This window comes from Pseudomonas sp. CFBP 13602, assembly GCF_014842725.1.
In the GTDB taxonomy this organism is placed as follows: Bacteria; Pseudomonadota; Gammaproteobacteria; order Pseudomonadales; family Pseudomonadaceae; genus Aquipseudomonas; species Aquipseudomonas baltica.
Window position 1 is genome coordinate 497,350 of sequence record NZ_JACYVT010000001.1, and the last position, 21,682, is coordinate 519,031.

The window sequence follows — 21,682 nt, forward strand, 5'->3', positions numbered from 1 at the left end:
TATCGCGGGCCGTTCTGCATTTGCAATGCCACCGGGCCATGATGTTAGGCTGCACCCTTCGCTCTTCGACTCAGGCAGACAATGCGCGCAGCTTTCCTCTCATTCGTTCTTTGTGCCCTGTTCACTACCGCGAGCAATGCCCAGGCTGCGCCGCAGCACGCGTTGACCGTCTACGGCGAAGCGCCCCGCTACCCTGCCGACTTCCAGCATTTCGACTATGTGAATCCCGATGCGCCCAAGGGCGGCAGCCTGCGCCGCTCGGCGGTGGAGATCGGCCAGTACGACCACATTCTGCCGTACATCGACAAAGGCATCGGCGTCAGCCAGGTGGACGGCCTGCTCTACGCCCCTCTGGCGGTGCGCTCGCTGGACGAGCCGTACACCGTGTACGGGCTGGTGGCCGAGCGCATGGAGCGCAGTGAAGACGGCCTGTGGCTGCGCTTCTACCTCAACCCCAAGGCGGTGTTCGCCGACGGCCAGCCGATCACCGCGCAGGACGTGCGCTACACCTTCGAACTGCTGATGCGCGAAGGCAGCCTGGGCTACCGCACGCAGTTCGCCAATGTGGCGGACGTGCAGGTCGAGGGCCCACGGCAGGTGCGCTTCAACTTCAAGAGCGCCGAAAGCCGCACCCTGCCGCTGGACCTGGCGACGCTGCCGGTGCTGCCCGAACACTGGTGGAAAACCCGCGACTTCGCCAACGGCGGCGGCTTCGAGGCACCGCTGGGCAGCGGCCCGTACCGTATCGACAAGATCGACAACGGCCGCAGCATCACCTTCCAGCGCAACCCCGACTGGTGGGGCAAGGACCTGCCCGAAGCACGCGGCATGTACAACTTCGACCGCTTCAGCATCGAGTACTTCGGCGACACCGACGTGGCCCGCCAGGTGCTGCGCGGCGGCGGTTACGACTACAACCGCGAGTTCTCCGCTACCGCCTACACCATCGGCTACAACGGCCCGGCGCTCGACGATGGCCGCCTGCAACGCGCGCACCTGGCCAAGCAGGGCCTGCAATCGGCCCAGGGCTTCATTTTCAATCTGCAGCGACCGGTGTTCCAGGACCGCCGCGTGCGCCAGGCGCTGGCCATGCTCTGGGACTTCGAATGGAGTAACCGGCAGATGATGCGCGGCATGTACATCCGGCAGCAGAGCTTCTTCTCCAACAGCCCGCTGGCCGCCCGTGAATTGCCCAGCGACGGCGAATTGCAGATTCTGGAAAAACTGCGTGGCCACGTGCCGGATGAAGTGTTCAGCAAAGTCTTTCATGCGCCCGTCAGCGACGGCTCCGGGGTGATCCGCGACAAGCAGCTGCAGGCGCTGCGTTTGCTGCAACTGGCCGGCTGGCATGCGGACGGCGACCGTCTGGTGAACGCCGAAGGCCAGCCGCTGAGCTTCACCTTTCTCAATACCCAGAACGGTCTGGAGCGCTTGCTGCTGCCGTGGAAACGCAACCTGGCGCAGATCGGCATCACCATGGAGATTCGTCGCATCGATTCCTCGCAGTACGTCAACCGCTTGATGGCGCGCGACTACGACATGATCATCAGCGGCTACCCGGTGACCCCGACGCCGGGCATCGAGCTGTACAACTTCTTTGGCTCGAGCGTGGCCACCGACCCCGGCTCGAACAACCTGATGGTGCTCAAGGACCCGGCCGTGGACCAGTTGATCAATGGCCTCGGCGCGGCCAGCACGCAACCGCAGATGCGCGACTACGCGCACGCCCTCGACCGAGTGCTGCAGTGGAACTACTACTGGGTGCCCAACTATTACCCGCCGGGCACCTCCACGGTGTGGTGGAACCGCTTCGGCATGCCCGCCTCGCCAGCGCCCAATGACCCGGCCATCGAAACCTGGTGGGAGGTCAGCGCGACGGCGCTGACCACCGAACAGATGCGTGACCGCCTGACAGGGAAGACTCACTGATGCTGGGTTACACGCTACGTCGCCTGCTGCTGATCGTGCCGACCTTGCTGGCGATCCTGCTGGTCAATTTCGCCATCGTCCAGGCCGCGCCGGGCGGCCCGGTCGAGCAAGCCATCGCGCGCCTGCAGGGCGTAGGCGGCGCCAGCGTCACCGGTGGCGGCGGCGACACGCTGCAGGGCGGCTCGCGGGCCAGCCGTGGCCTGGACCCGAAACTGATCAAGGACATCGAGCGCCAGTACGGTTTCGACAAACCGGCCCACGAGCGCCTGTGGCTGATGATCAAGAGCTACGCGGTGCTGGATTTCGGCAGCAGCTTCTTTCGCGGCGCCAAGGTCACCGACCTGATCCTGGACAAGATGCCGGTGACCCTCTCGCTGGGCTTCTGGGCCACCTTGATCACCTACCTGGTGTCGATCCCGCTGGGCATCCGCAAGGCGGTGCAGCATGGCAGCCGCTTCGACATCTGGAGCAGCAGCCTGATCATCATCGGCTATGCCATGCCGGCGTTCCTGTTCGCCATGCTGCTGATCGTGGTGTTCGCCGGCGGCACCTCGTTGAACTGGTTTCCGGTGCGCGGGCTGGTCTCGGACAATTTCGCCGAGCTCAGCGTGCTGGGCAAGGTCGCCGACTACTTCTGGCACCTGGTGCTGCCGGTCACCTCGCTGGTGATCGGTGGTTTCGCTACCTTGACCATTCTTACCAAGAATTCCTTCCTCAACGAGGTCACCCGGCAATACGTGGTGACGGCGCGGGCCAAGGGCCTGAGCGAGCAACGGGTGCTGTACGGCCACGTGTTCCGCAACGCCATGCTGCTGGTGGTGGCCGGCCTGCCACAGGCGTTCATCAGCGTGTTCTTCGCCGGTTCGTTGCTGATCGAGGTGATCTTCTCCCTCGACGGGCTCGGTCGCCTGAGCTATGAGGCCGCCGTGGCGCGGGATTATCCGGTGGTGTTCGGCTCGCTGTTCATCTTTACCCTGCTGGGGCTGCTGATCAAACTGATCGGCGACCTGTGCTACACCCTGGTCGATCCCCGCATCGACTTCAGTGCGAGGAATGCCTGATGCGCCTGTCGCCCCTGGCCCGTCGTCGCCTGGACCGCTTCAAGCAGAACCGTCGCGGCTGGTGGTCGCTGTGGCTGTTCCTGGCCCTGTTCGCCCTGACGCTGGGCGGCGAACTGGTCGCCAATGACAAACCGCTGGTGCTCAAGTACGACGGCGAGCTGTATTTCCCGGTGTTCAAGCGCCACACCGAGCAGGAATTCGGCGGCCAGCTGCCGTTCCAGGCCGACTACCGCAGCGGGTATGTGCGGCAGTTGATCGAGGCGCGCGGCGGCTGGATGCTGTTTCCGCCGATTCCGTTCAGCGCCGACACGCCCAACTACGACCTGAGCCAACCGGCGCCCAGCCCGCCGTCGACCACCAACTGGCTGGGCACCGACGACCAGTCGCGCGATGTGCTGGCGCGGGTCATCTTCGGTGCGCGAGTGTCGATCCTGTTCGCCCTGGCGCTGACCTTGATCAGCTCGCTGATCGGCATCGGCGCCGGTGCTCTGCAGGGCTACTACGGCGGTTGGGTGGACCTGTTCGGCCAGCGTCTGCTGGAGGTCTGGTCTGGGCTGCCGGTGCTTTACCTGCTGATCATCCTGTCGGGCTTCGTCGAACCCAATTTCTGGTGGTTGCTGGGGATCATGGCGCTGTTTTCCTGGTTGGCGCTGGTGGACGTGGTGCGCGCCGAGTTCCTGCGCGGGCGCAATCTGGAATACGTCAAGGCAGCGCGAGCGCTGGGGTTGTCGGACCGCAAGATCATTCTGCGGCACATTCTGCCCAACGCCATGAACGCGACCCTGAGCTTTCTGCCGTTCATTCTGACCGGGGCGATTTCCACGCTGACGGCGTTGGATTTCCTCGGTTTCGGCATGCCGGCCGGCAGCGCTTCGCTGGGGGAATTGATTGCCCAGGGCAAGCAGAACCTGCAGGCACCCTGGTTGGGGTTTACCGCGTTTTTCACGCTGGCGCTGATACTGTCGCTGCTGGTGTTCATTGGAGAGGGGCTGCGCGATGCGTTCGATCCGCGTGCTTGACTGGGGATTTGTGGGGGTTCATTCGCGGCCGCTGACCGCTCCTACAGTGGATGCAGGCACTTCACCAATCCCTGTAGGAGCGGCCAGTGGCCGCGAACGCGGTATCCCAGTACCCGCAGAAGGCCCTGCCCATGACCGCTGAAAACCTCATCGAAATCCGCGACCTGAGCGTGGCGTTCAATGGCCATTCGGTAGTCAAGGACGTGAGCTTCGACATTCCCGTCGGCCAGTGCGTGGCCCTGGTCGGGGAATCGGGTTCGGGCAAGTCGGTGACTGCCCATTCCATCCTGCAACTGTTGCCCGGCACCGCCTGCACCAGCAGCGGCAGCGTGCGCTACCAGGGGCAGGAACTGATGGGCGCCGATGCAGCGACCCTGCGCCGCATGCGCGGTGACCGCATCGCCATGATTTTCCAGGAGCCCATGACCTCGCTCAATCCCTTGCACACCGTGCACAAGCAGATCGGTGAAACCCTGCTGGTGCACAAGGGCATGGGCGGCAAGCAGGCCGAGGCACGCATCCTGGAATTGCTCGAGATGGTCGGCATCCAGAACCCGCGCAAACGCCTCAAGGCCTACCCGCACCAGTTGTCCGGTGGCCAGCGCCAGCGCGTGATGATCGCCATGGCATTGGCCTGCGAGCCACAGCTGTTGATCGCCGACGAACCCACCACCGCCCTCGACGTGACGGTGCAACGGCGCATCCTGCTGTTGCTGCAGTCATTGCAGAAGCGCCTGGGCATGTCGCTGCTGCTGATCAGCCACGACCTCAACCTGGTGCGCAGCATTGCCCAGCATGTCTGTGTGATGCGTGCCGGCGAAATCGTCGAGCAGGCCGCTTGCGAGCAGCTGTTCAGTGCACCGCAGCACCCCTACAGCCAACTGCTGCTGGACGCTGAACCGGCCGGTGCGGTGCTGTGCCAGGAGAATCGGCCGGAACTGTTGCAGGTCGACGGCCTGAAGGTCTGGTACCCCCTGGACGGCGGTCTGTTTCGCAAGCCGCGCGAGTTCGTCAAGGCAGTGGACGGCATCAGCCTGAGCGTGCAGCAGGGCAAGACCCTGGGCATCGTCGGCGAGTCCGGTTCGGGCAAGTCGACCCTCGGCCAGGCGATCCTGCGCCTGCTCGACTCCCAGGGCGGCATTCGCTTCCAGGGCCAGGCACTCGATGGTCTGGATCAGAAGCAGATGCGGCCGTGGCGCAAGCAGATGCAGGTGGTCTTCCAGGACCCCTTCGGCAGCCTCAGCCCGCGCATGTCGGTGGCGCAGATCATCAGCGAAGGTCTGGAAGTGCACAGCGGCGCCAACGCCCGGGCCTGCGACGAGCAGGTCATCCAGGTGCTGCGCGAAGTCGGCCTGGACCCCGCGGCACGGCACCGCTACCCCCACGAATTTTCCGGCGGCCAGCGTCAGCGTATCGCCATCGCGCGGGCACTGGTGCTGCGCCCGGCGCTGATTTTGCTGGACGAGCCGACCTCGGCCCTCGACCGCACGGTGCAGAAGCAGGTGGTGCAACTGCTGCGTCAGTTGCAGGAGCGCCACGGCCTGACCTACCTGTTCATCAGCCATGACCTGGCGGTGGTGCGGGCGCTGGCCCATGATGTGATCGTGGTCAAGGACGGCCAGGTGGTGGAGTACGGCCCTACCGACCGACTGTTCACCGACCCTCGGCATCCCTACACCCAGGAATTGCTGCAGGCGGCGCTGGTGTAGCGTGGTATAGATTGCAGGACAACCCCAGAGGCAATGCATATGGCACTCGACGGCAAGACGGCTTTGGTTACCGGCTCCACCAGCGGCATCGGCCTGGGCATTGCCTCGGTGCTGGCCCGCCACGGCGCCAACGTGGTGCTCAACGGTTTCGGCGATCCGGCGGCGGCCCTCGCGGAAGTGCGCCGGCATGGCACCCAGGTCGCCCACCACGGTGCCGACGTGAGTGACCCGACGCAGCTGGCCGAGCTGTTCGAGTACGTGCAAGCGACGTTCGGCGGTGTCGATATCCTGGTCAACAACGCCGGCATCCAGCACGTGGCGGCGGTCGAGGCATTTCCCGTTGAGCGCTGGGATGCGATCATCGCGATCAACCTTTCATCGGTGTTTCACGGCACTCGCCTGGCGCTGCCGGGCATGCGTGAGAAAGGCTGGGGGCGGATCGTCAATATCGCTTCGGTGCACGGCCAGGTCGGCTCGGTCGGCAAGGCCGCCTACGTCGCCGCCAAGCATGGCGTGATCGGCCTGACCAAGGTGGTCGGCCTGGAAACCGCGACCACGCAGATCACCTGCAACGCCATCTGCCCCGGCTTCGTGCTGACTCCGCTGGTACAGAAGCAGATCGATGATCGTGCAGCCAAGGGTGGTGACCCGGCCGACGCCCAGCGCGAATTGCTTGCGGAAAAACAGCCCTCGCTGGAATTCGTCACGCCCGAGCATCTGGGCGAACTGGTGATGTTTCTGTGCAGCGAGGCCGGCAGCCAGGTGCGCGGCGCGGCGTGGAACATCGACGGTGGCTGGCTGGCGCAATGACGCGGGGAACCGCCCCGTGCCGGCAAAGTCGGAGTAAGGACATTACCATGTGCAAGGAGCTTCTGTGACCATCGCTCCCCCCAGCGAACCGCTCGGCCCGCAAGCGCCGGACCAGACCCGTGAAGTGCATCGCCTGCGGGTGCTGACGGTGAATACACACAAGGGTTTTACCGCATTCAACCGCCGTTTCATCCTGCCCGAATTGCGTGAGGCGGTGCGCAGCACTAGCGCCGACCTGGTGTTCCTGCAGGAAGTGCTGGGCGGCCACGACGGCCATGCGTCGAAGTTCTCCAACTGGCCGCAGATGTCACAGTACGAGTTTCTCGCCGATAGCATGTGGAGCGATTTCGCCTACGGGCGCAACGCGGTGTACCCGGACGGCCACCATGGCAACGCGGTGCTGTCCAAGTACCCGATCCTGCGCTACAGCAACCTCGACATCTCGATCACCGGACCCGAGCGCCGCGGCTTGCTGCATTGCGTGTTGCAGGTGCCGGGGCATGATGAGGTGCATGCGATCTGTGTGCACTTGTCGCTGCTGGAAAGCCACCGGCAACAGCAATTGGCGCTGCTGAGCCAGCTGCTCGATTCGTTGCCCGAGGATGCGCCGGTGATCATTGCCGGCGATTTCAACGACTGGCAGTTGCGCGGCAATGCGACGCTGGCCAAGCGCAAGGATCTGCACGAGGCATTCGAGCGGCACAACGGGCAGTTGGCCAAGACCTACCCGGCGCGCTTTCCGCTGCTGCGCCTGGACCGGATCTATGTGCGCAACGCCACCAGCCACGGGCCGATCATTCTGGGCAACAAGCCGTGGACGCACCTGTCGGACCATTTGCCGTTGGCGGTTGAGATTCATCTGTAGCGCAGACCCTTGTAGCAGCGGCGCGAGCCGCGTCCGGGTGCGCTGCGGTGTATCTGTAAAACCGCGATGAGGCCGGACGCGGCTCGCGCCGCTGCTACAAGGATCATTGGCGGGTCACTGCTGGCTTTCGGGGTCGTCGCTCACCAGGTCCCAATCTGCGCTTTTGCGGTCGGATGCAGGCGTGGGCGGGGCGGGCGCCGAGGTGTGCTGCACGCCCTCCTCGCCATGCAGCTTCAAGCGCAGTCGCAGGTTGTTCACCGAATCGGCATTCTTCAACGCTTCTTCCTCGCTGATCGCCCCCTCGATGGCCAGCTCGTACAAAGCATGGTCGAACGTCTGCATGCCCAGGTTCACCGATTTCTCCATGATGCCCTTGAGCTCGGAAAACTCGTTGCGGTGAATGAAGTCGCGAATCGTCGGCGTGCCCAGCATCACCTCGACCGCGGCGCGGCGCTTGCCGTCGGTGGTGCGTACCAGCCGCTGCGAGACGAACGCCTGCAGGTTGTTGCCCAGATCGTTGAGCAACTGCGGGCGGCGGTCTTCGGGGAAGAAATTGATGATGCGGTCCAGCGCCTGGTTGGCGTTGTTGGCGTGCAAGGTGGAAATCGCCAGGTGGCCGGTGTCGGCGAATGCCAGTGCGTGTTCCATGGTTTCGCGGTCGCGGATCTCGCCGATCAGGATCACGTCCGGCGCCTGGCGCAGGGTGTTCTTCAGGGCGGCCTGGAAGCTGCGCGTGTCGACCCCCACTTCACGCTGATTGATGATCGACTTCTTGTGCCGGTGGATGAACTCCACCGGGTCCTCGATGGTGATGATGTGCCCGCTGCTGTTGCGGTTGCGGTAGTCGATCAATGCGGCCAGCGACGTCGACTTGCCGGAACCGGTCGCGCCGACGAACAGCACCAGGCCGCGCTTTTCCATGATCACGTCGAGCAGCTTGCGCGGCAGCTTGAGGTCTTCGAAGCTGGGAATGTCGAGCTTGATGTTGCGTGCGACAATGGACACTTCGTTGCGCTGCTTGAAGATATTGACGCGAAAGCGCCCTACCCCGTGGATCGACAACGCCAGATTCATTTCCAGCTCACGCTCGAAGTCGATACGCTGCTCGGCGTCCATGATGCTGGCCGCGATCGCGGCAATGTCGCCTGGTTTCAAGGCTTCGGCGCTGAGCGGCTTGAGCACGCCGTTGAACTTGGCGCAGGGTGGCGCGCCAGTGGACAGGTAGAGGTCGGAGCCATCCTGACTGGCCAGGAGCTTGAGCAATGCCTGGATTTCCATAGGCTTGGGATCCTGTAAAGGCGGTCGATAGAAAGTACGCTATAGCTTGGCTGGATAAGCAGCCGCGGTAAATCAAAGGATAACGCAATGAATGCCTCACCTGTGGGCGGCAAGGTCGCGACATTGATCGCCAGCATGGACTGGACCGACAGCCCCCTGCCCGGCCCCGATGCCTGGCCACAGAGCTTGCGCACGGCCGTGGACATCGTCACCCACTCGCCCATGCCGATGCTGCTGCTGTGGGGCACGCAACTGTGCCAGCTGTACAACGACGCCTTTGCCTTGCTGGTGGGCAGCAACCACCCCCGCGCCCTGGGCCAGCCGGTGGACCGCATCTGGCCCGAGCTCAAGCCGTTTTCCGATCCCATCTACGCCGCGGTGATGCGCGGCGAAGTGCGTGCCTTCACCGAGAAGGGCTTCAATTTGCCGCGCGAAGGGCATTCGGCGCGGGTCTGGCTGGACCTCACCTACAGCCCGATTCGCGACGAAAACGAGCGCGTCGCCGGCATTCTGGTCACGGCCATCGAGGCCAACGAGCGCCGTGAAGTGAGCGCGGTGGGCAAACGCACCGAGCAGGAGCTGCGCGACAGCGAGGCGCATTTCCGCATGGCCATCGAGCTGTCCCCGGCGGTGCACTGGACCGCCGATGCCAATGGCCGCACCGACGGCGAAAGCCAGACCGAGCGCTGGCGCCAGCTGACCGGCATGCGCAGCCTGCGACCGGACGACGATTGGGCGCAGCTGGTGCATCCGGACGATCACCTGCCAACCCTCGACGCTTGGCATCTGGCGGTGAGCACTGGCCGTCCCTACGATGCCGAGTACCGTTTGCGCATGGCCGACGGCAGCTACCACTGGATGCACGCTAGGGCGCTGCCTCAGCTGGATGCCGACGGCGTGATCCGGCAATGGTTCGGCATGACCGAAGACGTGCAGAATCGGCGTCAGGTGGAGCAGGCGCTGCGCGAGCTCAACGAGCATCTGGAAACCCGCGTCAGCGAACGGACCCAGGCCCTGGCCGAGGTCAACCTGCGCCTGCAGAACGAAATGCAGGAGCGCGAACGCGCCGAAGAGGCGTTGCGCCACGCGCAGAAGATGGAAGCGCTGGGGCAGTTGACCGGTGGCATCGCCCACGACTTCAACAACATGCTCACCGGCATCATCGGCAGCCTTGACCTGATGCAGCGCTACATCGACGCCGGGCGCAGCAGCGAAATCAAGCGCTTCAGCGAGGCCGCGGTCAGCTCGGCCCATCGCGCCGCCGGTCTGACCCATCGCTTGCTGGCGTTTTCGCGACGGCAGTCGCTGGACCGCAAGCGCCTGGCACCCAACGCGCTGGTGCATTCGCTCGAAGAGCTGTTCAGCCGCACGCTCGGCGAACATCTGCAGTTGCAGCTGCAACTGGCGCCCGACGTCTGGCCGGTGAACACCGATGCCAGCCAGCTGGAGAACGCCCTGCTCAATCTGGTGATCAATGCCCGCGACGCTATGCCCGACAGTGGTGTGCTGACCATCGAAACCGCCAACTGCGAGCTCGACGCCACCCCCGAAGGCGCTACGCTGGAGCCGGTCAAGCCGGGTGCCTACGTGATGTTCCGGGTCAGCGACAACGGCAGCGGCATGAGTGCCCCGGTGCTGGCCAAGGCATTCGATCCGTTCTTCACCACCAAGCCCATCGGTCAGGGCACCGGCCTGGGCCTGTCGATGATCTACGGCTTCGCCCAGCAGTCGGGCGGACAGGTAACGCTGCAGAGCCGTCCCGGCGAGGGCACCTGCGTGCGCCTGTACCTGCCGCGGCACAGCGAACCGTCCGATGCCCTGGCCGAGCAGCGCGCTCCGGCCGTGTTGCCCATGGCCCGGGACGGTGAAAGCGTGCTGGTGGTCGAGGACGATCCAGCGGTGCGGATGCTGGTGCTCGATGTGCTCGACGAACTGGGCTACGCCGCGCATTCCGCCGGCGAGGCCACGGCGGCGCTGGCCCTGCTCGACGCGGGGTTGGACATCGACCTGCTGGTGACCGATGTGGGCCTGCCAGGGCTCAACGGCCGGCAGTTGGCGGAGATCGCGCGGCAGCAGCGGCCAGGCCTGAAGGTGCTGTTCATCACCGGCTATGCCGAGAAAGCGGCGGAACGCTACGGTTTTCTTGCCGAGGGCATGGACATGATCACCAAGCCGTTTTCCATCGAGCGCCTGGGCAGCAAGATCCGCGACATGATCAACCTGGCGTGATTTGCGGCATAATCAGCGGCTTTTTCCAGCGAGCATCGGGCAATGAAGGCACAAGCAAGGCACATTCTGGTCAAGACCGCCGAGGAGGCGGAGGCGCTGCGCCTGCGGATTGCCAAAGGTGAGGCGTTCGATGTGCTGGCGAAGAAGTATTCGACCTGCCCGTCAGGCAAGCGCGGCGGTGACCTGGGTGAAGTGCGACCGGGGCAGATGGTTGGCGCCATCGACCAGATCATCTTCAAGAAACCGCTGCGTACGGTGCACGGGCCGGTGAAAAGCAAGTTCGGTTATCACCTGGTGCAGGTGTTCTACCGCGATTGACGAGCATCTGTAGGAGCGGTCAGCGGCCGCGAAGGCCCAACGCGTACCTGCGGATGCACCGCGGTGTCTGGTTCGCGGCCACAGACCGCTCCTACAGCGGAAAAAGGCCGCTGCTACAAGGTTAGAGGTACTCGCCAACCGCCTTGGGCCTTTGGTGCTGCAATTTGAGGTCGGTGCGCATGTCTGCGATGAGGTTCGAGATCGCGCGGCTGCTGGTCAATTGCTCGGTGCGAATGCCGCTGAGCATGTAATCCACCTTGTGCGAAGTACGGTCGAACACGCGCACGGTCAGCGAACGGTCATGGGCTTGGGTACATTGGCAGCGTTGCGGCAGAAAACTGCTTTCAATGATATTGCGCAGTTCAAGGGTGGACAACATGATGACACTCCATTCTTGGTCTTATCCCTGAGATCGGGCTTGCCCGAATACAGTGCACGTTCCATGCCCCACGCCCCGCCATGCACTCGCCATACAAATCAAACACTTACCCACTAAAGCGCCTGACCGTATCGTGCATTGTGCAATATCCAGGTGCAACAGCGTTGCAAATTGCACAGCATTCAGCGCATTGAAACTTAGCGAGCGGCTGCAAGGTCACCTGCAAACACACCGCGCAGGAGCACCCTTCACCATGGCACGAGCAATCTGGAAAGGCGCGATCAGCTTCGGGCTGGTTCATATTCCCGTAGCGCTGGTATCGGCCACTGCCTCCCAGGGCGTCGACTTCGACTGGCTGGACAAACGCAGCATGGACCCGGTCGGCTACAAGCGTATCAACAAGAAAACCGGCAAGGAGATGGACAAGGAAAACATCGTAAAAGGCGTGCAGTACGAAAAAGGCCGCTACGTGGTGCTGAGTGAAGACGAGATCCGCGCCGCTCACCCTGTTTCAACCCAGACCATCGATATTTTCTCCTTCGTCGACCGCAACCAGATTCCCCTGCCCAACATCGACACACCCTACTTCCTGGCGCCTGACCGACGTGGCGAGAAAGTCTACGCGCTGTTGCGCGAAACGCTGATCAGTACCAAGAAAGTTGCACTTGCATTGGTGGTATTGCACACCCGCCAGTACTTGGCGGCACTGATGCCATTGGACGGCGCGCTGGTGATGGTCAAGTTGCGCTGGCCTTCGGAAGTTCGCGACCTGGACATACTCGAGCTGGGCAAAGAGGTGAGGAAACCCGAACTGACCAAGAAGGAACTGGACATGGCCAAACGCTTGGTCGAAGACATGAGTGGCGACTGGCAGCCTGAAGAGTATGTCGACAAGTTCGAGCAGAAGATCATGGCGCTGGTGGAAAAAAAGGCCAACAAGGGCGAGATCGAAGACGTGGAAACCGAGGTCGGCCAGGAAGCGCGCAAGACTGCGGATGTCATCGACCTGACCGAACTGCTCAAGCGCAGCCTCGCTGGCAAATCACCCACCACGTCGAAGGCCAAGCCTGCCAAGGAAAAATCCGCGACGAAAAAAACGCCTGCACGTCGCAGCCCGCGCAAGGCTTCTTGAATATCGATAGACAGCAACAATGCGCTCACTGCCAACGGTATTGATGAATAGATATTTTCATCAATACCGTTATTGAATAACTTGATATAAAGCTGCTTTTAATACCAACTTTAAAAACCTCTCGACTACACTCGTTGCATTGCAAGTCTGCATTGACCACCTGATCGCCCACCGCGCCTTGTTTAATCCGCGCGCTTGGCTGTGGGAGTTGCCAATGAATACCAACGAGTTGTTGATACGCACCAGTCTACTGACCGCACTGGCCGTACCGTGCGAATACGCCCGGTCCGATTGCATCTTCAGTCCCGGCGTCGGCAATGACGCCTACGTGTGCGACAGCGGAACGGCGCCGGGGCTTTCCGACCTGCTGGGCAACAACAGCCTTACCCTGCCCGCCGACGGCACGGGCACCATCACCGGCGCGGTCGAGTTCGGCCCTGGCCAGGACAGCGTGTTGATACGCTCGGGCACTGTGGGCGGCGCACTGAACACCGGCGCGGGCGCAGACACCGTGTTCATCAGCGCCGGGCGCCTCTTGTCCCTGACCCAAGGCGATGGCGCCGATACGCTCGAAGTCGTTGGCGGCACCGTCAGCGGTACGGTGAACCAAGGCAGCGGCATCGACAACTTCATCATGCGCGGCGGGCAGATCCAGGCTTTGGGGCAAGGTGACGGGCTGGATACCTTTCTCATGACCGACGGCACCATCGTCGGCGCCTTCGAGGACGGCGACATCGCGCGGATGAGCGGCGGCACCATCGGCCGGGTCGACATGAAGCTCGACAACAACCTGTTCGAGCTGTCCGGCGGGCGCATCAACGGCAACCTGGTTGCCGGCTTCGGCAATGACACCATCGCCGTTTCCGCAGGCAGCATCGGCGGCAACATCAGCGTCAGTGGCGGCACCGACCAGGTGACGGTAAGCGGTGGTGATATCGGCGGCAACATCTTGCTCAGCTTTGGCGACGACCGTTTCATCTGGCGCGACGCGGGCCTGATCCACGGCGCCATCAGCCTGGGCCCAGGCAACGATACGGCACTGCTGAGCAACTTGGGCGAGACACAACTGGCCTCCCCCAGCCTGGTCTACGGTGATGCCGGAGTCGATACCCTGACCCTGGACAACAGCCGCACCACCGGCGGCGCGCGCTACAGCTACTGGGAAACCATCAACCTGAACAACGGCTCGGTGCTGGACCTGCCCGACCGGCTGAGCCTGGCCGATGACTCGACGCCGCTGGACAGCGGTCTGCTCAACCTTGACCGCACCAGTACACTGGGCGCCACCCAGGGCTGGGTCGGGCCGATAGTCGCCGGGCAAACGGTGACCCTGAACAACGCCGGCCTGATCGATCTGACCCGCAGTGGCGCCGACGCGAGTGACCGGCTGACTGTGATTGGCAACTATGTGGGCAATGACGCGCGTTTGCGCTTGCAGAGCGTGCTGGGTGGTGACGACGCGCCTGCCGACCGGCTGATCGTGGCGCGCGGCACCATCAGCGGCAGCACGGCGATCACGGTGGACAACCTCGACGGCCAGGGCGCGCTGACCCTCGCCAACGGCATTGCCGTGGTCGAGGCCACGCAGGGCGCGACCAGCACTGACGGCGCTTTCAACCTGGCGCAAGACTTGTCGGTCGGGGCCTATCAGTATTACCTGTTCAAGGGCGGCGTGACCGCAGGCAGCGAGAACAGCTGGTTCCTGCGGTCTTCCGTGGTGGCAGCGCCGCCGGTGACACCGCCTGTGGTCGAACCGCCGATCATCGCGCCCCCGGTGGTCGAACCCCCGATAGCCGAACCTCCGATCATCGAGCCGCCCGTTGTCCAACCTCCGGTGACGCAACCCCCGGTCGATGAGCCGCCACCGGTAACACCGCCGGACGCCGAGCTGCCCGAGGAGACCCCGGTCGAGCCATTCGTGCCGCCGGCGCCCGTGCAGCCGGAAACACCTGTGGCCGAACCAACACCAACGCAACCCGCTCCAGCCGCCCAGGCACCCGTTGCTGCGGTCGGCACGCCGACCTTGCCGCAGGCCACTCCGGGCCAGCGTATCGTGCTCTATCGGATCGAGGTGCCGGCCTACAGCGTCGTACCCCCGGTTGCCGCCTTGCTGGCGCTGGACAGCCTGGGCAGCTTCCACGAGCGGCAGGGCGAACAAAGCCTGCTTGGTGAGCGCGGCGCCCTGGCGGCGGGCTGGGCACGCACATTCGGCAGCCACGGGCGGCAGAAATGGGCCGGGGCCGCAGCGCCAAGCCTTAAAGGCAACACCCGCGGCTACCAGGTCGGTCACGACTTGTTCGCCACCCTCGGCGACGGCGGCTATCGCCAGCATGCAGGACTGTTCGCTGGGCATTCACGTGTGGACGGCCAGGTGCGTGGCTTCGCCCTGGGGTTCGACGACACCCCCTCCGGCGACATCCGCCTGCGCGCCGACAATCTAGGTGCCTATTGGACCCTGGTGGGCCCGGCCGACGGCTACGTGGACGTGGTGGCCATGGGCACCCGGTTCACCGGACGCAGCCGCTCCGAACGCGGCTATAGCCTGGATCTCGATGGACACGGCATCACCCTTTCCGTGGAAGGCGGCTATCCGATTGCTTTATCCGGGGACTGGACACTGGAGCCGCAGGCGCAACTGATCGGCCAGAGGATCACGCTGGACACGGCTCGCGACCCGGTATCGAAAGTGGACTTCGACAGCGAAGACTATTGGCGCGCCAGATTGGGCGCGCGCTTGAAGGGCAAGTACCGTGTCAGCGGTACGCCGGTCGAGCCCTACGTACGGGCCAACCTGTGGCACACCTTCCAGGGCGAAGACGCAGTGACGTTCGATGACAGCGACACCTTGCGCACCCAGCATCGCAGCACGCAGGCTCAGCTCGGGTTGGGCATCGCAGCCCGATTGAGCAGCGATGTCAGCCTGTACCTCAATGCCGACTACGCCCGCAGCCTGGACTCACAACCCCAGGAAAGCCTGCAAGGCAGCCTGGGGGTGCGCATCAGTTGGTAGCTTCAGGCGGAATCGTCAGGGCTCATGTCAGTCTCACCGGTCTGGGTGCGGACCTCACGCGGATCCATCTCCCGATCGCGGTCCATCGGTACGGGCGAAAGATTCTCGTCGCCGGGACGTGGGTCTTCGGCAGGCTTGCCCTCGGCAAACGGCTCGGGTTCGATCGGATCGTTGGGACGATCCAAAGGGTCGGGAATCTGCGTCGAACTGCTGGGTGCCATATCATCCTCGCTGAAAGCACATGGGATTCAGCGCATATGACGCCGTCGCAGCGCCGAGGTGCAGATTACTTTGCAGCGCAAGGCCTTGCGCTCAGAGGCAGGTAGCCAGCGAAGCCAGGCGACGTGTGGCCACCTCGCCCTGCTCGCGGGCATAGAAGCTGACCAGACTGCCGGCGCCGCGCGGGCGGATGTCGGCGAAATAGGTCGCCGCAGGTGTGAACACCGTGTACCCGCCCTCGCTGGCCTCCGAAGAGGCATCGGTCATGACACCGAACATGGCTTCGTCCTGCCAGCTGAACTGAACGCACTGGGCTATTTTCTGCGCGGTTTTTTCCGAGCTCATGGTTTGCACAGGCGCTGCGCTGCGCGCCTGTTTCATGTTCAGGCCCGTGCAACCGGTAAGTACACACAAGCCCAGTGCTGCTGCGATGATGCGCATCGTCGTTTCCATTCGAAATAAACCGCGAATGTATCACTGCCACGTGATGCCGGCATCACCGACCCATCACTGACAAAGATGCATGGCCATGAGGAACAGAACGAAAGCGCCAAGCACCTCGAAATGACCCAGCACCCAGGCGCCCAGGCGGGAACGCCGAGGTGCGCCGTACACGCCGTACAATTGCGGCCACAAAGCGGCCGAAGTCGCCAATACGGCGCCTGCCAACAGCAACAACACATAGGCCATCGCAAGGTCCCGCGGTGATGAATGAAGATAGGCCTTAGTGCCCTCGCTGCAGGGCTCGTTCCAAAGCGTTGCGTGCACCTCGTCACAAAAGCGCGCATCAGCGGCATTGCCTGCCTGCATCCGTGCCTGCACAATCCCTGCTCTCTCATTACCCATCGAAGGCCCCATGGCAGAACCCGATTCGCGTCACCAGGCCGCCCTGGACCGCTTTCTCGAAGCGCGTCCCGAGCTGCAAACCGAACTGGACACTCTCAACCCGCTGGCCGCACGTGCAGCCGGGGTCAGCGTCACGGAATACCGTGCAGAGCGCCTGCACGAGGCGTTCGAGGAATTCGCCGATGCGCAAGGCATGTTTGCCTGGGAATTGACCCTGCAACTCACTGCGGCTACACCGCAGGAGTTCGAAACCCAGCGCCTGGAAGTGCACAAGGAAGTGGCCGAGATGGCCGGTATGCCATGGGATGAATACATGCAACTCAACGGGCTGAAAGAGAGCTGACGAATCACGCTGCACAAGAGCACCCCGCACTCGGCAGGGTGCAGGTGTGCCTGGTGGTCAAACGTATGGCTTAAAGGCTGTTGCCGAGGGAATGTTCTTCGTCTTCATCGACAAGCGCGTTGCGGCCTGGTTCATCTACCGCCTTGTTGCCCGGCGAGCCGTCCTGATCATCGTCGTGCTCGTCGTGCTTCTCGTCCTTCTCGTCCTTCTCGTGAATATCAGGGTAACCCTCTTCCCCGCTGCCGGGCTCGGCCGGCCCTTGATAGGGGTTATCCGGGTGGTTGTTGTCTTGGACCATGATATGTCTCCTTTCGTGGCACGGTTCATCCGCGCCTGATAGTGGGAGACGGCAACCGCGCTGGAAGTGCCGTCGGCTTGACGAGCGGCATCCTGACTTCGACCAACCACGCGTCGCCTTGTCTTCTGTCGATTCTTTGCTATAGCTAAAGGCCTCGCTGATGATCCTGGCAATGGAGTGGCCGTCATGAAGAAGATGAGTGTAAGTCAGCTGACCATGCTGACAGCCGTCAACATGCTGGGGTCCGGCATCGTTCTGTTACCCACCAAACTCGCCGAAGTCGGCGGCATCTCGATTCTCTCCTGGCTGATCACGGCCACCGGCTCGCTGGCCCTGGCCTATGCCTTCGCCCGGTGTGGCATGCTCAGCCGCAAGACCGGCGGCATGGGTGGCTATGCGGAATATACGTTCGGCAAGTCGGGCAACTACATCACCAACTACACGTATGGACTGTCACTGCTGATCGCCAATGTGGCCATCAGCATTACCGCCGTTGGTTATATCCAGACGTTGTTCGATATCAAACTCGATTCGCTGCAAGTGGGCCTGGCGACCATTGCGCTGCTGTGGATCACCACCTTCGCCAATTTCGGCGGGGCCAACATTACCGGCAAGATCGGTGCGATCACGGTGTGGGGCGTGATTGCCCCGGTCGTATTGGTATCGACGGTCGGCTGGTTCTGGTTCGACAGCAGCACTTATGCGGCGGGCTGGAACCCCCACGACATGCCCTGGTACGAAGCGGCCGGTGCCTCGGTGGCAATCACGCTGTGGGCGTTCCTGGGCCTGGAGTCGGCCTGCGCCAACGGCGATGCCGTGGAAAACCCGGAAAAGAACGTGCCTATCGCCGTGCTGGGGGGGACCCTGGGCGCGGCGGTGATCTACATCGTCTCCACCAACGTCATCGCGGGCATCGTCGGCAATGCCGAGCTGGTGTCCTCTACCGCACCGTTCGGCCTGGTGTTCGCCACGATGTTCACGCCGATGATCGGCAATCTGGTCATGGGCCTGATGGTCCTGGCCTGCATCGGCTCGCTGCTGGGCTGGCAGTTCACGGTCGCACAGGTGTTCAAGAGTTCTGCCGACACCGGTTACTTCCTGCCGATCTTCGCCAAAGTCAACCAGCACGGTGTGCCGATCATCAGCATGCTGGTCCTGCTGGCAATCCAGACGGCCCTGGCCCTGCTGACCATCAGCCCCGACCTGGCCAAGCAGTTCGATACCCTGGTGAACCTGGCGGTGGTCACCAACCTGGTGCCCTACATCCTGTCGATGGCCACCCTGATGACCTTGCAGAAAGTGTCCAACGTACCGGCCAACAAAGCCCTGGTGACCAACATCGTCGCCTGGATCGCAGCGGCCTACAGCTACCTGGCGCTGTATAGCTCGGGCGCCCAGGCGCTGATGCTTGGCGGTGTAGCGACCATCGTCGGCTATACGCTGTTCGGTTTCGTCAACAACCGCCTGATCCGCCTGGAAGCGGTCAACAACAGCGCCCCGACCCAGACCGTCGCGGCCCAGCACATCGTCGGCGAGCCGATTCCCGTGAACGGCCTGCCCCACTCGACATTGAATACCCCTGAACTGGAGGCACGACCATGACGGAACATAGAAACCTGCTGGGGATGCTGGCACTGCTGGTCAGCAACCAGCCCGACAAACGCACGGTATTCGGCCGGGCGCTGATCCAGCTCATCGCCGATGTGGAAGAGCGCGCGGTCAGCGTGATCACTTCGGAAAGCGTGCGCGACGCCAAGGCCATCCTGAGCACCGACCCGGCGATCCAGTGCGTGCTGCTGAGTTGGGAAATGGACGAGAGCGATCACCACCAGCAATGCATCGACCTGCTCGTCACCCTGCGCGAACGCAATACTCGGGTCCCGGTGTTTCTGATCAGCGATCGCAGCACTGCCGCCAATGTGCCGCTGATCGTCATGCAACACGCCGACGATTTCATCTGGCTGCCGGAAGACACCAGCCGCTTTCTCAGTGGGCGGATCATGGCCGCCATCGAGCGCTATCGGCAGGCGGTGTTGCCGCCGATGTTCGGCGCGCTGCTCAAGTTTGCCCGCAGCTATGAATACTCCTGGCATACGCCGGGGCATGCCGGCGGCACGGCGTTTCTGAAGAGCACGGCGGGCCGGGCGTTCTACGAGTTCTTCGGGGAAAACCTGTTGCGTTCCGACCTGTCCATCTCGGTGGGCGAGCTGGGCTCCCTGCTCGACCACAGCGGGCCCATCGGCCAGGGCGAGCGCTACGCGGCCAAGGTGTTCGGCGCGCATCGCACCTACTACGTCACCAATGGCTCGTCGATGTCCAACCGGGTGATCCTCATGGCCAGCGTCACCCGCGACCAGATCGCGCTGTGCGACCGCAACTGTCACAAGTCTGCCGAGCACGCGATGACGCTGTCGGGGGCGATTCCGACCTACCTGGTGCCGACGCGCAATCGCTTCGGCATCATCGGTCCGATCCTGCCGCAGACCTTGAGTGCCGACGGGGTGCGCGCGGCGATTGCAGGCAACCCGCTGGTCAAGAGTCACATCGACCCTACGCCGGTGCACGCCATCGTCACCAATTCCACCTACGACGGCCTGACCTATAACGTGACGCGCGTGGAGGAATTGCTCGGGCAAAGCGTCGACCGCCTGCACTTCGACGAGGCCTGGTACGGCTATGCGCGGTTCAATCCGTTGTACAAGGACCGCTTCGCGATGCACGGCAGCCCCGACGATCACGACGCGTCCAAGCCCACGGTGTTCGCCACGCAGTCGACCCACAAGTTGCTCGCAGCATTGTCCCAGGCGTCGATGATCCACGTGCGCAACGGGCGCAATCCGATCCCCCACGGACGCTTCAACGAGTCGTACATGATGCACGCCTCGACCTCGCCCAACTACGCGATCATGGCGTCGTGCGACGTCAGCTCGGCCATGATGGAGGCACCCAGCGGGCAGATTCTCACCAACGAATCCCTTGAGGAGGCCATCGCTTTCCGCCAGGTGATCTCGCGCATGCACAGCGACATGCTCGCCAACGGCGACTGGTTCGTGTCCTGCTGGCAGCCGCCGTCGATAGCGGTCGGCGGTGCCGCCATCGCGTTCCATGAAGTCGACCCGATCAAGCTCAAATCCGACCCCGACTGCTGGGTCCTGCACCCCAACGAAGTCTGGCACGGTTTCGGCGACATCGAAGACGGCTACTGCATGCTCGACCCGATCAAGGTGTCGATCCTGAGCCCGGGCATGGGCGACGACGGCGAGCTTCTGGATTTCGGCGTACCGGCGTGCGTGATCAGCGCGTATCTGGGCCGGCAGGGCATCGTGGTCGAGAAGACCACCGACTTCACCCTGCTCTTCCTGTTCTCCATCGGTATCACCAAAGGCAAGTGGGGCACCTTGGTGAATGCGCTGCTGGACTTCAAGCGCGATTACGATGCCAACCTGGAGCTGGAGTTGTGCCTGCCCGACCTGCTTGCTGCCACCCAACAGCGCTACAGCGGCATGGGCCTGCGCGATCTGGCCGAAGAAATTTTCGCGGCAATGAAGGAAACCCGCACCACTGCAGCCATGGCCGCGGCCTTTGGCATGCTGCCCAAGGCCGAATTCAGCCCGGTGGAAGCCTACGAGAAGCTGGTCAGGAACGAAGTGGAACAGGTCACTCTGGAGAACGCAGCCGGACGCATCGCCGCCACAGGCATAGTGCCCTACCCGCCTGGCATTCCGTTGCTGATGCCTGGAGAAAACGCCGGCGCCGCCGATGGACCGCTGCTGGCCTACCTGCGGGCTCTGGAGAGCTTCGACCGGTCATTCCCGGGGTTTACCCATGACACCCATGGCATTGAAAGCGATGGGGGGGAGTATCGGTTGTTGGTGCTCAAGTGAGGATGCATCTGCTGGGGGAATTGACTGTCGGGCGCCGTACAACTGCTGCCATACCTATGCGACAATACGCACAATGTCCGGTTTGAATTCCCCGCGTATCGCCCAGCAGTTCGGCCACCGAAACCATCGCTCCCCCAGTTATTGATAGGTAAGCTCCTTGATCTCCACCGCTAACATCACCATGCAGTCTTAAGTGGTTGCCTATGTTGGCTGTTGGTCAATGTTTTCGGGCGCTTACCGGTTAATAGCGCTCACTGGAAACCAGCAAAACACCGCCATTGGTATCAAAATTGGTATCAGATGACGCCTTCTAGACGTATGCCGATTCGGCATACCTTCCCTTGGCTTCGGGC

19 protein-coding genes are annotated in these 21,682 nt (G+C 63.0%); 13 read left to right on the forward strand and 6 right to left on the reverse strand.

Features of this window, described 5'->3' with window-relative positions; genetic code table 11:
• Nucleotides 1-81: 81 nt before the first annotated feature.
• The 6 genes from IFU31_RS02060 to IFU31_RS02085 all read left to right on the forward strand — a co-directional run bounded on the left by IFU31_RS02060 (nt 82) and on the right by IFU31_RS02085 (nt 7,393).
• Nucleotides 82-1,929 (forward strand): extracellular solute-binding protein, encoded by a 1,848-nt coding sequence (locus tag IFU31_RS02060; protein ID WP_192102133.1) that lies wholly within the window; start codon nt 82-84, stop codon nt 1,927-1,929.
• Entirely contained in the window at nt 1,929-2,990 is a 1,062-nt protein-coding gene (locus IFU31_RS02065; protein WP_192102134.1) for a microcin C ABC transporter permease YejB, read from the forward strand. The genes IFU31_RS02060 and IFU31_RS02065 overlap by 1 nt, the downstream gene beginning before the upstream one ends.
• The gene (locus IFU31_RS02070; protein ID WP_192102279.1) at nt 2,987-4,009 is read left to right on the forward strand and encodes an ABC transporter permease; all 1,023 of its coding nucleotides are present in this window, start codon (nt 2,987-2,989) and stop codon (nt 4,007-4,009) included. The genes IFU31_RS02065 and IFU31_RS02070 overlap by 4 nt, the downstream gene beginning before the upstream one ends.
• Before the next feature lie 131 nt (nt 4,010-4,140).
• A complete protein-coding gene (locus IFU31_RS02075; protein WP_192102280.1) occupies nt 4,141-5,718 on the forward strand; it encodes an ABC transporter ATP-binding protein in 1,578 nt (525 codons plus the stop codon).
• A 39-nt stretch (nt 5,719-5,757) separates the two neighbouring features.
• Nucleotides 5,758-6,528, forward strand: a complete 771-nt coding sequence (gene hbdH / locus IFU31_RS02080; RefSeq protein WP_185794164.1) for a 3-hydroxybutyrate dehydrogenase — start codon at nt 5,758-5,760, stop codon at nt 6,526-6,528.
• Between the two features lie 70 nt (nt 6,529-6,598).
• Nucleotides 6,599-7,393, forward strand: a complete 795-nt coding sequence (locus IFU31_RS02085) for an endonuclease/exonuclease/phosphatase family protein (protein ID WP_122714227.1) — start codon at nt 6,599-6,601, stop codon at nt 7,391-7,393.
• A gap of 114 nt (nt 7,394-7,507) precedes the next feature.
• Here the strand turns inward: IFU31_RS02085 and IFU31_RS02090 are convergent, their stop codons facing one another.
• Nucleotides 7,508-8,671 (reverse strand): PilT/PilU family type 4a pilus ATPase, encoded by a 1,164-nt coding sequence (locus tag IFU31_RS02090; RefSeq protein ID WP_192102135.1) that lies wholly within the window; start codon nt 8,669-8,671, stop codon nt 7,508-7,510.
• 87 nt (nt 8,672-8,758) lie between these two features.
• Between IFU31_RS02090 and IFU31_RS02095 the strand changes: the two genes are divergently transcribed.
• Both IFU31_RS02095 and IFU31_RS02100 read left to right on the forward strand, forming a co-directional pair.
• On the forward strand, nt 8,759-10,900 hold the full coding sequence (locus IFU31_RS02095) for an ATP-binding protein (protein WP_192054444.1): 2,142 nt from the start codon (nt 8,759-8,761) through the stop codon (nt 10,898-10,900).
• A gap of 42 nt (nt 10,901-10,942) precedes the next feature.
• A complete protein-coding gene (locus tag IFU31_RS02100; protein WP_043189034.1) occupies nt 10,943-11,218 on the forward strand; it encodes a peptidylprolyl isomerase in 276 nt (91 codons plus the stop codon).
• Nucleotides 11,219-11,339: 121 nt separating this feature from the next.
• Here the strand turns inward: IFU31_RS02100 and IFU31_RS02105 are convergent, their stop codons facing one another.
• Nucleotides 11,340-11,597, reverse strand: a complete 258-nt coding sequence (locus IFU31_RS02105; protein ID WP_192102136.1) for a DUF1652 domain-containing protein — start codon at nt 11,595-11,597, stop codon at nt 11,340-11,342.
• A gap of 253 nt (nt 11,598-11,850) precedes the next feature.
• Between IFU31_RS02105 and ku the strand changes: the two genes are divergently transcribed.
• Together ku and IFU31_RS02115 are read left to right on the forward strand one after the other, a co-directional pair.
• Entirely contained in the window at nt 11,851-12,729 is an 879-nt protein-coding gene (gene ku / locus IFU31_RS02110) for a non-homologous end joining protein Ku (RefSeq protein WP_192057232.1), read from the forward strand.
• A 214-nt stretch (nt 12,730-12,943) separates the two neighbouring features.
• The gene (locus IFU31_RS02115; RefSeq protein ID WP_192102137.1) at nt 12,944-15,739 is read left to right on the forward strand and encodes an autotransporter outer membrane beta-barrel domain-containing protein; all 2,796 of its coding nucleotides are present in this window, start codon (nt 12,944-12,946) and stop codon (nt 15,737-15,739) included.
• A gap of 2 nt (nt 15,740-15,741) precedes the next feature.
• Here the strand turns inward: IFU31_RS02115 and IFU31_RS02120 are convergent, their stop codons facing one another.
• From IFU31_RS02120 to IFU31_RS02130, 3 genes are all read right to left on the reverse strand, one after another.
• The gene (locus tag IFU31_RS02120; RefSeq protein WP_192102138.1) at nt 15,742-15,960 is read right to left on the reverse strand and encodes a hypothetical protein; all 219 of its coding nucleotides are present in this window, start codon (nt 15,958-15,960) and stop codon (nt 15,742-15,744) included.
• Between the two features lie 91 nt (nt 15,961-16,051).
• The gene (locus IFU31_RS02125) at nt 16,052-16,399 is read right to left on the reverse strand and encodes a hypothetical protein (protein ID WP_192054434.1); all 348 of its coding nucleotides are present in this window, start codon (nt 16,397-16,399) and stop codon (nt 16,052-16,054) included.
• A gap of 66 nt (nt 16,400-16,465) precedes the next feature.
• Nucleotides 16,466-16,804, reverse strand: a complete 339-nt coding sequence (locus IFU31_RS02130) for a hypothetical protein (RefSeq protein ID WP_192102139.1) — start codon at nt 16,802-16,804, stop codon at nt 16,466-16,468.
• Between the two features lie 10 nt (nt 16,805-16,814).
• Between IFU31_RS02130 and IFU31_RS02135 the strand changes: the two genes are divergently transcribed.
• A complete protein-coding gene (locus IFU31_RS02135; protein WP_122478456.1) occupies nt 16,815-17,147 on the forward strand; it encodes a DUF6388 family protein in 333 nt (110 codons plus the stop codon).
• 70 nt (nt 17,148-17,217) lie between these two features.
• Here the strand turns inward: IFU31_RS02135 and IFU31_RS02140 are convergent, their stop codons facing one another.
• Nucleotides 17,218-17,445 carry a hypothetical protein gene (locus IFU31_RS02140; protein WP_192102140.1) on the reverse strand — a complete coding sequence of 76 codons (228 nt, stop codon included), beginning with the start codon at nt 17,443-17,445 and terminating at the stop codon, nt 17,218-17,220.
• Between the two features lie 177 nt (nt 17,446-17,622).
• Between IFU31_RS02140 and potE the strand changes: the two genes are divergently transcribed.
• Complete coding sequence (gene potE, locus IFU31_RS02145) at nt 17,623-19,047, forward strand: putrescine-ornithine antiporter (protein ID WP_192102141.1); 1,425 nt, start codon at nt 17,623-17,625, stop codon at nt 19,045-19,047.
• A complete protein-coding gene (locus IFU31_RS02150; protein WP_192102142.1) occupies nt 19,044-21,329 on the forward strand; it encodes an Orn/Lys/Arg family decarboxylase in 2,286 nt (761 codons plus the stop codon). Before potE ends, IFU31_RS02150 begins: the two co-directional genes overlap by 4 nt.
• The last annotated feature ends 353 nt before the right edge of the window (nt 21,330-21,682 follow it).